This window comes from Actinoalloteichus hymeniacidonis, from assembly GCF_014203365.1.
In the GTDB taxonomy this organism is placed as follows: Bacteria; Actinomycetota; Actinomycetes; order Mycobacteriales; family Pseudonocardiaceae; genus Actinoalloteichus_A; species Actinoalloteichus_A hymeniacidonis.
Window position 1 is genome coordinate 2,665,463 of sequence record NZ_JACHIS010000001.1, and the last position, 15,696, is coordinate 2,681,158.

At 71.8% G+C, this 15,696-nt stretch carries 2 protein-coding genes; one reads left to right on the plus strand and one right to left on the minus strand.

Annotation, left to right across the window (positions count from 1 at the left end; translation table 11 throughout):
* Window positions 1-59: 59 nt before the first annotated feature.
* On the minus strand, window positions 60-449 hold the full coding sequence (locus BKA25_RS11325) for a VOC family protein (RefSeq protein ID WP_069850004.1): 390 nt from the start codon (window positions 447-449) through the stop codon (window positions 60-62).
* A gap of 540 nt (window positions 450-989) precedes the next feature.
* Between BKA25_RS11325 and BKA25_RS11330 the strand changes: the two genes are divergently transcribed.
* Window positions 990-15,683 carry a type I polyketide synthase gene (locus BKA25_RS11330; RefSeq protein ID WP_069850003.1) on the plus strand — a complete coding sequence of 4,898 codons (14,694 nt, stop codon included), beginning with the start codon at window positions 990-992 and terminating at the stop codon, window positions 15,681-15,683.
* Window positions 15,684-15,696: the final 13 nt, after the last annotated feature.

A 15,696-nucleotide genomic window follows, 5' to 3' on the forward strand; every position in this document is an offset into this window, starting at 1 on the left:
CCTCTCGAAAGCGTGCCTGCGGCCCCGGAGCCGGGCCGAACATCGTGATCGTGGGGACGTCAGCCCTGTTGTTCGGCCACCGGAGTCGCCACGGCGAAGAGCAGCCCCGCCGGGTCGCGCAGGTAGGCGAAATGCGTGCCCTGCTCGACCCGCGTCGGGGAGACGACCACGGAGGCACCCGCCTCGGTGGCGCGCCGGACGGTGTCCTCGACATCGGCCACCTCGATGACGTTCACGATGTAGTTGGGGGGAAGACCCGTGTTCGGCTCCTCCGTGGTGTCCCACAGCGCGCCGAGCATCCGCCCGTTCGGCAGCGTGATGAAGGTGTACGGCCTGCCGTGTCCCGGCCCGAAGTTCCAGCCGAACAGGCCGCCATAGAATTCTTCAGTCCGCTGTGGATCGTCGGAGCCCAGCTCGAAGAAGCCGGAAGAGTTCAGGGTCTCGGACATGGTGCTCCTCGGTGAAATTCGGTGTCCAGATGCTTTTCGTGCCGTCGACGAGCGATGATGCGAAGCCGGTCGATTTCGCCCGTTTCGGGGCTGAACTCGACCGATCGTATGCATCGCGGTCGGCGCTGCCAACCCCTACGAACATGCTGTTCACCGGTGTTCTCGGTATTCGGTGAACCGTTGTCGAGGCGACGTTTCACTATTCTGTCGAAACCGAAGGAGTACCGGATAATACGGGTGTGTCACACTCGGGAAGCAGGTGCTAATTCGCTTTATGCGAATTCGGGCAGGGGTGGGCAGGGGTTCATTGTAGGGGTGGGTTCGGTCGTAATATTCCTATCCTGGCAGCCCCGGAATCAGGGTTCTTCCGGTGTCGTGGAATGGGTTCTCAGGAGCCCGCGATGACGTTCGGTTCGCCGTTCGGTCGACGACGTCGACGGAGGGCGTGCGGGAAGGGTGGCGCTCGCCGCGTCGCCGCCCGCCGTTCCCGGTCGCTGCATTACCTGGGTGGGAAGACGACGAGGGGAAGTGGCGGCGCCGATGACGAGCGACTCCGTTTCGGACGGTCGGAGCAGAGCTGAGCGGTTCGCCTCGGCCGTGGCGATCGTGGGCGCGGCCTGTCGCGTTGCGGCAGGCGCACGCGAGATCGACGACCGACCCGGCGGCTCCTCGGGACCCGTCGAGCCTGGGCCGTTCGACGATCCGGCATGGGAACTGGCCGACGCGGCGCTCGTCGCCGACGCGCCCCACGGTGCGCCGATGGAGCCGACGGTCGATGCCCTGTGCCGGGGGGCACTGGCGAATGCGGGGATCACCTTCGGCGCGGATGCCCCACCCCGGGTGGGTGTGGTCCTCGCCCTCCCGGACTCCGCGACCCCAGCCGTTCTCGGCCTCGCCGACCGTCTCGCGGTTGCTCTCGACCTACCCATGACGCACGTCCGGATCCGCACCAGCCCGACCGCGCTCGACGCCGTGCACGCGGGCGCACGATGGGTGGCGGACGCCTCTGTCGACATCGTGATCGCGGGAGGCGTGTCCTTGCGGGCGACGGCCGCTCCCACCCCGGAGACCGCAGCCGCGGAGGGAGTGCCGGGCACCTCGGTGGTCGTCCTCACGACGCGGCTTCGCGCGGAGGCCGACGGTGCCATAGTGCGCGGACTCCTTCTCGACGAGACCGCAGGCGACGCCGTCGAACCGGGCCCCGCCGCCACCGAGGCGCCCGACTCCGCCGAGGCGGAGCTGATCTGCGACTTCGAGGATGATCTCGCCGTCGAATTCGTCGGCGTCACCCGGCTGCTTCGGGTGCTGGCGGTACTGCGGGATCGCGAGGTCGGTCGTCCCGCCGACCATGACCCGGTGAACGACCCGGTGGGACCGTCGACTTCCGACGAATCCGCCCCGGCCGCCTTCCTGTTCCCCGCCGCCGCTGGAGCCGCCGAGCACGGCCCCTACCGTGTCGCGGCCGCACCTCCCGCCGCCGACCGCATCGACGCCTCGGCGGACGGCGCCGCCGAGGCCGACGCGCCGGTGGGACTCCTGCTGTCGGCTCCGGACGATGCGAGCCTGCGTGCGGAGGCCCGCAGACTCGCCGCCCACCTCGCGGCCCGACCTGGGCTTGCGCCCGCCGACCTCGCATACACGCTCGGCACGGCACGTCCGCTCCACCACAGGCGGGCCGCGGTCTTCGGTGCGAACCCGGGCGAGTTGGGGGAGCGGTTGACCGCCATGGCCGCAGGCCGACCGGCTACCGGAGTGCTCGGCGCACGCGACGCCACGCCCAGGGCCGCAGCCTTCGTCTTCCCGGGACAGGGCTCGCAGTGGGCGGGTATGGCGCGCGGACTCCTCGACGCGGCCCCCGTCTTCTACCGGCACATGGCCGAGTTCGACGCCGCCTTCGCCGAGTTCGCGGACTGGTCCCTGCTCGCGCTGCTGCGGGAGGAGCCGGGACAGCCGCCGCTACAGCAACCCGACGTCGTCCAGCCCGCCCTGCTGGCCGTGATGGTCTCGCTGTCCCGACTCTGGCAGTCGGTCGGGGTGCAACCCACCGCCGTCGTGGGACACAGCCTGGGTGAGGTCGCTGCCGCCCAGGCCGTCGACGCCCTGTCGGTGACCGACGCGGCCCGCGTGGCGGTGCTGTGGAGTCGACTGCAGGCGGAACTGTCGGGACACGGCGAGATGGCCTCGGTGTCGCTGCCCCTGGAACGGTTGCAGGCCCGGCTCGCGCCCTGGGGTGAGCGGATCGACATCGCGGGTGTCAACGGTCCCGCATCGATCGTGGTCTCCGGTGACGCCGATGCGGTGCGCGAACTCTCCGCCGCGCTGGTCGCCGACGGCATCCGATCCCAGCTGATCCCCGTCGGGCTCGCCGCGCACTCGCGCCAGGTCGACCTCCTGCACGATCGGCTGCTGCGTGATCTGGCGCCGATCACCCCGCGCAGCTCGACCGTCCCGTTCTACTCCGCCGTCCACGACCGACTGATCGACACCGCTGAGCTGACGGCCGACTACTGGGCACGCAACCTGCGCAGCAGGGTCCTCTTCGACCCGGCCGTCCGCACCCTGCTCGGCGACGGCGCCGACGCGCTGTTGGAGATGAGCCCGCATCCGGTGCTCACCGTCGCCATGCGTCAGACCGTCGAGGACCTCGGTGCCGACGCCGTGGTGTTGGAGACACTGCGCCGAGGAGAGGGCGGGCCGGATCGATTCCGCCGCGCCGTCGTGGAGGCACGGGCGACCGGTGTCGACGTCGACACCTCGGCGGTGTACGCGGATTCGGGTGCTCGGCGGGTCACCCTGCCGTCCCCGGTCGACCTGGCGTGGCTGGGCCGCGACGGAGCTGCGGGCGCCGAGTCCGATGCGGTCGACGCAGCCGTGGCGGCGACGCCGGTCTCCGCACACGTGGCCCTCGCGGAGCGCCTCGCGATCCTGGACGACGTCGAGCGGCGTCGATTCGTGCGGCGGCTGGTGCGAACGGAGACCGCCGTCGTGCTCGCCGCAGCGGGCGGCGACGCGGTCGACGGCGCGACCACCTTCCTCGGCCTCGGACTCGACTCGCTGGCCGCCGTGCGTCTACGGGACGCGCTGAACAGCGCGACCGGCCTCGATCTGCCCGTCACCACCGCCTTCGACCATCCGACCCCTGACGCGCTCGCCGCGCACGTGCTCGCCGCACTGCTCGGAGCGTCCTCGGGCGACCGGGCGACACCGCCCGTGACGCCCTCGGCGCCCGACGACCCGATCGCCGTCGTCGCCATGACCTGTCGGGCACCCGGGGGCGCGAATTCGCCGGAGGAGCTGTGGCGTCTCGTCGCGGAGGGCCGCGACGCGATCTCCGCGTTCCCCACCGACCGAGGTTGGGACCTGACCAGCCTCTACCATCCCGATCCGACGCATCCCGGCACCACCTACACGACCTCCGGCGGCTTCCTCGACGGCGTCGACCGCTTCGACGCCGGACTGTTCGGCATCAGCCCCCGCGAGGCCATGGCGATGGAGCCGCAGCAGCGGGTGCTGTTGGAGGCCTCGTGGGAGCTCTTCGAGCGGGCGGGTCTGGACCCGCGTTCGCTGCGGGGCACCGACGTAGGAGTCTTCCTCGGCGCCATCGCCCAGGACTACGCCCCACGGCTGCACCACGCGCCTGCCGGTCTCGAGGGCTACCTCATGACCGGCAACACCGCCAGCGTGGTCTCCGGGCGTATCGCCTACACCTTCGGCCTGGAGGGGCCTGCGATCACGGTCGACACCGCCTGCTCCTCGTCGATCGTGGCCGTGCACCTCGCCTGCCAGTCGCTGCGTCAGGGCGAGAGCTCCCTCGCCGTCGCGGGCGGCGTCGCGGTGCTCTCCCACCCCGGCATGTTCGTCGAGTTCAGCAGGCAACGGGCGTTGTCACCCGACGGACGGTGCAAGCCGTTCGCCGCCGCCGCCGACGGCACCGCCTGGGCCGAGGGCGCGGGCGTCGTGCTGCTGGAGCGGCTGGCCGACGCACGGCGCAACGGCCATCGTGTCCTCGGAGTCATCAAGGGCAGCGCCATCAACCAGGACGGCGCCTCAAACGGACTCGCCGCGCCCAGCGGCCCCGCCCAGCGACGGGTGATCCGCCAGGCACTGGCCAACGCGCGAGTGGGCGCTGCCGAGGTCGACGTGGTCGAGGCACACGGCACCGGGACGACTCTGGGCGACCCGATCGAGGCCAACGCGCTGGCCGCCGAGTACGGACCGCACCGACCGGCCGACCGACCGCTGCTGCTGGGCTCGGTCAAGTCCAACATCGGTCACGCTCAGGCCGCCGCAGGCATCCTGGGTCTGATCAAGACGGTGCTGGCCATGGAACACGGCATCCTGCCCCACACCCTGCACGTCGACGAGCCGACACCGCACGTGGACTGGTCCTCGGCGGGACTGTCGCTGGTGACCGCGACCAGGGAGTGGCCGACGACCGACGGGCCCCGCCGTGCCGCCGTGTCCGCCTTCGGCATCAGCGGCACCAACGCCCACCTCATCCTCGAGCAGCCGCCCTCGGCGCCGGAGCAGGCCGACGCCGCGCCCGCGACCACATCCGACGAGCCGATCGCCCTGCCCTGGCTGCTGTCCGGTCGGACACCCGCCGCGCTCCGGGAACAGGGCAGGCGACTGCTGGCCCGGGTGGTGGACGACCCCGACCTGCGTCCGGCCGACGCCGCGTTCTCGCTGGTCACGACCAGATCATTGTTGGAACAGCGGGCCGTCGTGGTCGCGGAGGACTTCTCGGCACTGCGCCGAGGCCTGCGGAGCCTCGTCGACGACGAGGCCGCGCCTGCGCTTCTTCGAGGCGAGGCGGGAGCGTCGCCTCGACGGGTGGCGTTCGTGTTCCCCGGCCAGGGCTCGCAATGGGTGGGTATGGCGGTCGACCTGCTTGCCGCCTCGCCCGCCTTCGCGACGCGGATGGCGGAGTGCGAGGCCGCGCTGGCTCCCCACGTCGATTGGTCGTTGTTCGAGGTGCTCTCGGACGAGACCGCCCTGAACCGGGTGGACGTGGTGCAGCCGGTCCTCTGGGCGGTGATGGTGTCGCTGGCCGAGGTGTGGCGGGCTCATGGGGTTTCTCCGGAGGCCGTGGTCGGCCATTCGCAGGGGGAGATCGCTGCGGCCTGCGTGATCGGCGCACTCACCGTCGCCGACGCGGCTCGGGTGGTAGCACTGCGCGCCTCGGCGCTGGTGCGGCTGGCGGGCACGGGCGGAATGGTCTCGGTCTCGGCAAACCGTGAGACGGTCATGGCCGCGTTGTCGCAGTGGGCGGACCGGCTCTCCGTGGCGGCGGTCAACGGGCCGAACTCGACGGTCGTCTCCGGTGAGTCCGAGGCACTGGACGAGTTCCTCGCCGACTGCGAGGTACGTGGACTGCGGGCCCGGCGGATCGCGGTGGACTACGCCTCGCACTCCGCGCGAGTGGAGTCGCTGCGCGCGGAGTTGATCGAGTCGCTGGCGGAGCTGAACCCACGGTCGGTGTCCATACCGTTCGTCTCCAGCGTCACGGGCGAGGTGATGGACACGTCCGAGCTGGACGGCGAGTACTGGTATCGCAGTCTGCGCGCCACAGTGGAGTTCCAGCGAGCCGTCGAGACTGTCGCGGCCGAGGGAGTCGACGCGTTCATCGAGGTCAGTGCTCACCCGGTGCTCGCCGTCGGCCTCCAGGAGACGCTGGAGGGTTGTGCCGAGGACGCAGTCGTGCTGTCGACGCTGCGCCGTGACGAGGCCGACCGCCGGCGACTGCTCGGTGCCCTGGGCGAGGCGCACGTGCGGGGCGTGGCCGTCGACTGGACCTCGGCTTTCGCCGGGTCGAGACCACAGCGCGTCGACCTTCCGACGTATCCCTTCCAACGACAGCGGTACTGGTTGCGCGAACAGCACGGTGCGGCGGTCGATCACGACGCGGCAGGCCTCGATCCGCGGCCGCACCCCCTGCGGGGCTCCGCCCTCGTCCTGGCGGATTCGGACGGCGTGGTCTTCACCGGCAGGGTCTCGGCCTCCTCCCATCCGGTACTGGCGGGACATCGGGCGCACGGTGCCGAACTCCTTCCCGGCAGCGCCGTTCTCGACCTCGTCTGCTGGGCGGGAGAGGCCCTCGGGCTGGAGCAGGTCGTCGAGCTGGTGTTGGAGAACCCTCTCGTCCTGCCCGTCGGCGGCGCTGCCCGGTGGCAGCTCACGTTGGCGGCCCCCGAGGCGTCGGGGACCCGAACGCTGATCCTGCACAGCCGCGCCGAGGGCGACGACGACGGCTGGACGACCCATGCCACCGGTCTGCTCGGGTCCGCCGACGCCCCGCCCGCCGTCTCCGTGTCGCTCCCGCCCGCTGACGAGGCGGCCGAGATCTCCGTGCTGCCACCGGCGGAGGAGGAGGGAATGGCGGCGTGGCGGTGTCTGCGCACGGTGCGCAGACATGGCGCCGACCTCGTCGTCGACGTGGCGCTGCCCGCAGACCTGCGGGACGAGGAGACGTTCCTGCTTCATCCCGGTCTGCTCGACGCCGTCCTGCTCGCGTGGACCGCGAGCACCGGGCGGCAGGCGCGACCGTTCGCCTTCACCGACGTGACGTGCTACGCCCCGATGCCCGAGGAGCTGCGCGTGCACGTGCGGCCGTCGGCACCGGATGTGGTGTCGCTGCATCTCACCGACCTCGACGGCGAGCTGATCGCCGTCGTCGGCTCGGCGACTCTGCGGCCGGTCCCGGCCACCGACCGGCACCCCCGGTCCGCCGGATCGCTCCTTCGGATGCAGTGGACCCAGGTCGATGTGCCGTCTCAGACCGGGGACGACGAGCGGTGGGCGGTGCTCGGCTCGGCGGACGAGGCGACGGCCGCACTGTGTGACTCGGGGCTGATCGTGTCGGTCCTCCCCGGACTGGCCGAGCTCGGCGCGTCGCTGTCGCCGGAGGCGCCGGCGCCGACCACCGTGGTGCTGATCGCCCAACGGAGCCCGCGCGACGGACTCGCGCTTCCCGACGCGGCTCGTGATGCCGTGCACCGCACGATCGAACTGATCAGGACCTGGCTGGCCGACGACCGGTGGGCGGCGACGACCCTGGCGGTGCTCACCGGGCGGGCGGTCGCCGTCGGCTCCGACGACGATGTGCCGGACCTCGTGCACGCCCCGTTGTGGGGTCTACTGCGGACGGTGCAATCGGAGAATCCCGACCGGGTACTGCTCGTGGACGTCGACGACGCACCGGACTCGCACCGCCTGCTGCGTGCCGCGATCGCCGAGGGCAGGCCGCAGACGGCGATCCGCGAGGGTCGCCTCGTCGCGCCGACCCTTGCCGCAGCCGCGACGGCGTCCATGCCCGCGCGGCCCGTGCTCTCGCCCGAGGGCACGGTCCTCATCACCGGGGCGGGTGGCGGCCTGGCCAGGATCGTCGCCCGGCACCTGGTGACCGAGCATGGCGCCCGTCGGCTCCTCTTGATCGGCCGTCGCGGCCCGACCGCGCCCGGCATCGCCGAGCTCGTCGCCGAACTCGCCGAGCATGGCGCCGACGTCGCCGTCGCCGCCTGTGACGTCGCGGACCGGGAGCGGCTCGTCGAGGTGCTCGACTCCGTCCCCGCGACGCATCCCCTCACCTCGGTGATCCACTGCGCGGGAGTCCTGGACAACGCGTTGGTGCCCTCGCTGACGGCCGACCAGGTCGACCGGGTGCTCCGCCCGAAGATCTACGGCGCCTGGCATCTGCACGAGCTGACGCGAGACGCCGACTTGTCGACGTTCGTCCTCTTCTCCTCGGTGGCCGGGCTGATCGGCGGCGGTGGGCAGGGCAACTACGCCGCCGCGAACGCCTTCCTGGACGCACTGGCCGCCCACCGACAGGCCGCCGGATTGCCCGGTACCTCGCTGGCCTGGGGACTGTGGGAGGACCGCGCGGGCATGGCCGGTCGCCTGGGCGACGTGCACGTCGCCCGCGCCGGGCTGCGGGGCCTGGCCGCGCTGCCGGAGGCGGAGGGGCTGCGCCTCCTCGATGCGGCGCTGGCCGTCGGCGAGCCGCTGCTCGCCCCGGTGTGCCTCGACAGGACGGAGCTGCGGTCCTCCGACGCGGCGGCCGCGCTGCCTGCGTTGTTCCAGGGGATCGAGACGCCGTCCCAACGGCGACCATCCCGCATTAGGAACACAGCCGACGACGCGCCGCCGTTGCTGCGACGCCTGCGCGGCCTGCCCGCCGCCGAGGCCGAGCCGGTGTTGCTCGATCTGGTTCGCAGCCGGGTGGCCGCTGAACTGGGGCACGCCTCCGCCGCCGAGATCTCCGTCGGCCGCGCCTTCAGCGATCTCGGCTTCGACTCGCTGACCTCCGTCAACCTTCGAAACCGCCTCGCAGCGGACACCGGGCTCCGCCTGCCCGTGACGGTCGCCTTCGACCACCCCACCGTGCAGGCGCTCACCGATCGGCTGTGGGCCGAGCTGGGCGCGCTGCTCGGGTCGACGGGTGCGGAACCTGCCTCGGCCGGTCTCACCGACGGGTCGGGTGCGACGTCGTCTACACCGCAGAGTCTGGCCGACGAGCCCATCGCCATCGTCGGCATGTCCTGCAGGCTGCCCGGTGGAGTGACCTCGCCGGAGGCGCTCTGGGAGTTGCTCGCGGCCGAGATCGATGCGATCGGGGACTTCCCCGGCGATCGAGGCTGGCAGCGTGAGGGACGGTACGACCCCGAGCGGTTGCACCCGGACAGTCCCTACTCGCGGGTCGGCGGCTTCCTCTATGACGCGGGCGACTTCGACGCGGAGTTCTTCGGAATCTCCCCCCGCGAGGCCTCGGCGATGGATCCGCAGCAGCGTCTGCTGCTGGAGACGGCGTGGGAGTCCTGGGAACGTGCGGGCATCCCCGCGGAGACGCTGCAGGGCAGTGGGACGGGTGTCTTCGTCGGGACCAACGGAAGCGACTACGGGGCGCTGCTCGCCGAGTCGCCCGAGGCGGTCGGGCACGTCATGACCGGTGGGGCGGCGAGCGTCGCCTCGGGGCGCATCGCGTACTCCTTCGGTCTCGAGGGCCCCGCGGTGACGGTGGACACGGCCTGCTCGGCCTCGCTGGTGGCGCTGCATCTGGCCGTCCAGTCGCTGCGCCAGGGCGAATGCTCTCTCGCCCTGGCCGGCGGGGTCACGGTCATGACCACGCCCCGACTCTTCGGCGAGTTCGCCCGCCAGGGCGGATTCGCCTCGGATGGTCGGTGTAAGTCCTTCGCGGAGGGTGCGGACGGCACCGGTTTCTCCGAGGGCGTCGGGCTGGTGGTGTTGGAGCGGTTGTCGGATGCGGTGGCGAACGGTCGTCGTGTTCTGGCGGTTCTGAGGGGTTCTGCGGTGAATCAGGATGGTGCGTCGAATGGGTTGACGGCGCCGAATGGTCCGTCGCAGCAGCGGGTGATTCGGCAGGCGTTGGCGAATGCGGGTTTGTCGGCCGGGGATGTCGATGTGGTGGAGGCGCATGGCACTGGGACTCGGTTGGGTGATCCGATCGAGGCGCAGGCGTTGTTGGCGACCTATGGCCGGGATCGTGAGCCGGAGAATCCGGTGTTCCTGGGTTCGGTGAAGTCGAACATCGGGCACACCCAGGCCGCTGCGGGTGTCGCGGGTGTGATCAAGATGGTGTTGGCGTTGGAGCACGGGGTGCTGCCGTCGACCCTGCATGTGGACGAGCCCTCGTCTCAGGTGGATTGGTCGTCGGGTGCGGTGGAGTTGCTCGCCGAGTCGCGGTCGTGGCCGGAGGTGGGTCGTCCGCGTCGGGCTGCGGTGTCGTCGTTCGGGATCAGTGGGACCAATGCCCACGTCATCCTCGAACAGGCCCCACCATCTGCCTCGCCGAGCGGATCGAACGACACGGAGCAGCCGTTCGACGGGACACCCGAGGCACCGTCCTCGGTGCCGCCGTGGGTGATCTCAGGCGGATCGACGCAGGCGCTGCGCGCCCAGGCCGCCCGACTCCTCGAACGACTCACGGCGGATTCCGAGTGGTCTCCCGTCGAGGTGGCCGTCGCTCTGGCCAGGTCACGTGCGCGGCTGGACCACCGCGCGGTGGTACTCGGCTCCGACCGAAGCGAACTCCTCGTGGGCCTCGCCGCGGTCGCCGATGATCGTGACGCCGCCGGCGTCGTGCGCGGAACCGCCCAGCAGGCGGGACGGGTCGCGATGGTCTTCACCGGGCAGGGCTCCCAACGCGCCGGGATGGGGCGCGAGCTCTATGAGCACCACCCGCTGTTCGCCGCCGCCTTCGACGAGGTGTGCGCGGAGCTGGATCCACTGCTCGGGTTCTCTCTTCGGGACGCCGTCTTCGCGACCGATCCCGCGCAGACGCCCGGCAGCCTGACGATCGACGACACCGGGCTCGCCCAACCGGGATTGTTCGCGGTGGAGGTGGCTCTCGTCCGTCTGCTGGAGTCCTTCGGCATCACCCCGGCCGTCGTCGCGGGGCACTCGCTGGGCGAGGTCACGGCGGCGCACATCGCCGGACTGTGGTCGCTGCCGCAGGCCTGTCGTGTGGTGGCGGCCCGGTCCAGCATGATGCAGCAGCTGCCGGAGGGCGGCGCGATGGCCTCCGTCGCGGCCACCGAGGACGAGGTGCGTATCGGGCTGCTCGAACTCGATATGACACCGGACGACCACGGCTGCGACATCGAGATCGCCACCGAAGTCGGCATCGCGGCCGCCAACGGCCCGTCCTCGACCGTGATCTCCGGCGAGACCGACGCGGTGGAGCGGGTGCTGCGCTGGTGGCAGGACCGAGGCCGTCGAGTGCGTCGACTCTCCGTGTCCCACGCGTTCCACTCACCGCTGATCGATCCGATGCTCGACGACTACCGCCTCGCACTGGCCGATGTGGAGTTCGGCGACGCCGCGTTACCCGTGGTGTCGACGGTGACGGGCGCGATCCTCAGCCGTTCGGACGCGGCGGACCCGGAGTACTGGGTGCGGCAGGTACGCGAACCGGTCCGTTACGTCGACGCGGTGCGCACCCTGGAAGAACAGGGCGTGACGACCGTACTGGAGATCGGTCCCGGATCGGTGCTGACCGCGCTCACCCGCGACGCGCTGGATCGCACGGACCCGACCGGTTCGGTCGCCGCGCGCCCGGTGACGTGCCTGTCGATGCTGCGCTCCGACCGAGGCGAGCGAGCGGCCCTGCTGAGCGGCATCGCCGCATCCCTCGCGCACGGCGTGCCGGTGGACCTCTCCCCACTCCTGCCCACCCGCGTCGCCCCCACCGAGCTGCCGACCTACGCCTTCCAACGCGAGCGGTACTGGCTGGACGTCGGACGGAAGCCGACCGACGCGGCGGGACTCGGGCTCGTCGCGTCGGGCCACCCGGTGCTGGGTGCGCGCGTCGACCTGCCCGACTCCGGCGCCGTCGTCTTCACCGGCCGCCTGTCCACGGCGGCGCTGCCCTGGACAGCCGCCCACCGGGTCGGAACCGCCGCCGTGTTCCCCGGAACGGGACTCGTGGATCTCGTCTTCGCCGCCGCGGTCGACCTACGGAATCCATTGATCGACGAGCTCACACTGCACTCCCCGGTGATCGTGCCCGCTGAGGGCGGTCTCGCCGTCCGAGTCCGGCTCGACCGACCCGCCGATGAGCAGCCGGTCCCGAGCGCGGACGAGACGTCGTCCCGGATCGGTGCACCCGCGCGGGACAGCGAACGCGTGGTGACCGTCTACACCCGCCCCGAAGAAGACCCCACCGCCGAGTGGACCAGCCACGCCACCGGACATCTGATCGAGGCGGAGTCCGCCGCACCCGCCGACGAAACCGGTCGGGCGACCTGGCCGCCGCCTGCGGCCGTGCCGGTGTCCACCGACGGCCTCTACGCGGCCTTCGAGACGGCAGGCCTCGGGTACGGACCGGTCTTCCAGGGCCTGCGCGCGGCCTGGATCTCCGCCGATACCGTGTTCGCCGAGATCGAGCTGCCCGAGCAGGCATGGGTGGAGGCGTCCGCCTACTGCCTCCACCCGGCGCTGTTCGACGCGGCGCTGCACGCCCTAGGCCTCACCGACGCCGTCGGGGTCCTGCCGTCCGGCGAGGCCGACGGCGTGCGCCTGCCGTTCTCCTGGGCAGGCGTTCGAATCCACGCCACCGGTGCCACCCGACTGCGGGTCACGCTGCGCACCATCGAGGACGGCGACGTCGAGGTCCGGGCGGTCGATCCCGAGGGCACGCCCGTCGTCACCGTCGACCGGCTGACCCTGCGACGCGCGGCGTCCGGCGATCGACCCGCCGCTGCCTTCGATGTCCGCGAGGCGATGTTCGACCTGGACTGGGTGCCGACGTCCCTCATGGACACACCGACCGAACCCGGCTGGTGGGCGCTGCTGGGCTCCACCGACGCAGGGCTGACCGGCGGGCTCGTCGCGGCGGGACTGTCCGTCGAGTCCGGAGCGGACCTGGCCGACCTGAGTTCGCGGATCGCCGCAGGCGGCCCGGCACCGAGTGTGCTCGTCGTCCCCGGCGGTGCACTCGCACCCACCGGGACCGCACCGGAGCCGGTCGACGGCGTGCAGCACGCGGTCGAACGGATGCTGGACGTGCTGCAGAGCTGGTTGGCCGAGGAACACCTGGCGGCTACGCACCTGCTCGTGGTGACACGAGGAGCCGTCGCGACCGGCGAGACCGACGACGTCCCCGATCTGGCGGGCGCCGCAGTGTGGGGGCTGTTGCGCACGGCACAGACCGAGAACCCCGGCCGGATCACCCTGTTGGACCTCGACCCGGCGAGCAGCGAGCCCGATTCCCTCGCCCGCCTGAGCGAGGTTTCCAGGCTGATCGGGGGCGCGGACCCGCAGTACGCGGTTCGAGCCGGCCGGGTGCTGACTCCGAGGATGGCTCCGCTGCGGCTGCTCCAGTCGGTCGAGGATCGCAGGCAGTCCCCGGGCGAGCCGGTCGCCGACGACCGGCCCGCCTCCGACGACGTGATCGTGACGGGCGGCCGGTGGCGGGTGGGCGTGGTGACCCCCGGATCGGTGGCGGGCGTGGGCCTGCTGCCTGCGGCGGAAACGCCGACGCGCGACACGGCCCTCGCACCGGGCGAGGTGCGGATCGCCGTCGCCGCCGCCGGACTGAACTTCCGGGACGCCATGGCTGCGCTGGGCATGTACCCGGGCGCGGTCGAGATCGGCGGCGAGGGTGCCGGGACGGTCGTGGAGATCGGCGCCGACGTCACCGACGTGGCACCCGGAGACCAGGTCATGGGCGTACTACCCGGTGCCTTCGCCGCCTCGGTGGTGGTGGACCGACGCATGGTGACGCCGTTGCCCGCCGGGTGGACCGCCGTCGAGGGGGCGGCGGTGCCCAGTGTCTTCCTGACGGCCCTGCACGGCCTCGCCGGACTGGCGGACCTGTCCGCCGGTCAGTCGGTGCTGATCCACGCCGCAGCAGGCGGTGTGGGCGCGGCGGCGGTGCAGGTGGCCAGGTCCAGGGGCGCGACGGTGTTCGCCACCGCATCACCCGGTAAGCACCAGGTACTGCGCGACTGGGGCATCCCCGACGAGCGGATCTCGTCCTCGCGCGACCTGGACTTCGAGTCCAGGGTGCTCGCCGCCACCGGCGGGCGGGGCGTCGACGTGGTGTTGAACGCCCTGGCAGGCCCCTTCGTCGACGCGTCGCTGCGGGTGACCGCGCCCGGCGGCGTGTTCCTGGAGATGGGCAAGACCGACCTGCGGGACCCCTCGGCCGTGGCCGAGGAGCACCCCGGCCTCGCCTATCGCCCCTTCGATGTCTCGGCACTGCACCCCAACCTCGTCGCCGCGCTGCTCACCGAGTTGCGAGGACTCTTCGACCGTCGGGAGCTCACGCCGCCGCCGATCACCGAGTACCCGCTGCGACATCTGCGACCCGCCCTGCGAGCACTGGCGGGAGCCGAGTTGATCGGCAAGGCCGTCCTGCGGATGCCTCGGCCGGTGCCGTCCAACGGCACCGTGCTGATCACCGGCGGTACCGACGGCTTGGGCCGGATCGTGGCCCGACACCTGGTCACCCGGCACGGTGTCGCGGCGTTGGTGCTGCTGTCTCGTCGCGGCGGGGACACGCCGGGCATCGCGGACCTCGTCGCCGAACTCGAGGCGGCAGGCGCCCGAGTGACCATCCATGCCGGCGATGTCGCCGATCCCAGGGTCGTCTCGGAGGTGATCGACGCGATCCCGCCGGAGTTCCCGCTCGCAGGGGTCGTCCACGCCGCAGGTGTACTGGCCGACGGGGTCCTGTCCTCGATCGACGCCGATCGAGTGGCCCGAGTGCTCGCGCCCAAGGTCGCGGGCGCCTGGAACCTGCATCGGGCCACGGAGCACCTCGGCCTGTCGCTGTTCCTGACGTTCTCCTCGGTTGCGGGCGTCTGGGGTGCGGCGGGCCAGGGGGCCTACGCCGCGGGCAACGCATTCCTGGACGCGCTGATCTCCCGACGGCGGGCCCGAGGGCTCGCCGGAACCTCGTTGGCCTGGGGGCCGTGGACGACGGAGGCGGGCATGACCGCAGGCCTCGCCGCGACGGATCAACACCGGTTGCATCGTTGGGGCCTGCGGGCGTTGGCACCGCAGGACGCCCTGGAAATCCTGGACACGGCGTTCACGACCCGACCGGTGCTCGCCGTCGCGGCCGGGGTGGACCTCACCGCACTCGGGCGCCGCCCGGCCGAGGACGTCCCCGCCGTCCTGCGCGGACTGGTGCGCACCCCGGACCTTGGCGCGCCGCCGCGATCCACGCAACCCGTCGAGGCCGTCCCGCCGCTGCGTTGGGCCACGGAGATCGCCGCCCTGCCCAGGGGCGAGCGGCACCGCCGGGTCACCACGCTCGTCAGGGAGGCGGCGGCCGCCGTCCTCGGCCACGCCAGAGCGGATCGGGTGGGGGAGACACAGGCGTTCGGCGAACTGGGATTCGACTCCCTCACCGCCGTCGAACTGCGCAACCGCCTGCGTGCCGTCACCGGCGTGACCCTGTCGGCGACGTCGGTGTTCGACCACCCCAACCCGGCGGAACTGGCAGAGCGGATCCTCGGCGGGCTCGCGCTCCCCGAGGACGATCCGACCCGAGACGTCCTGCGCGGTATCGACGACCTGGAGGCGGGGCTCGCCCTGCTCGCCTCCGACGACGATCACGCGGAGATCACCGCCCGACTCCAGAACATCCTCTGGCGGTTGGCGGACGCACACAGCGCCGCCGAGCCGTCCTCGCCGGAGCAGCTGACGGAGGCGAGCCCCGACGAGCTGTTCGATTTCATCGACCGCGAGTTCGGCGAGCTGACCTGACCTCGGGCCGTCC

Coding starts and splice junctions, on each gene's coding strand:
- BKA25_RS11325 (WP_069850004.1), bottom strand. CDS start 449: ATGTCCGAGACCCTGAACTCTTCCGGCTTCTTCGAGCTGGGCTCCGAC.
- BKA25_RS11330 (WP_069850003.1), top strand. CDS start 990: ATGACGAGCGACTCCGTTTCGGACGGTCGGAGCAGAGCTGAGCGGTTC.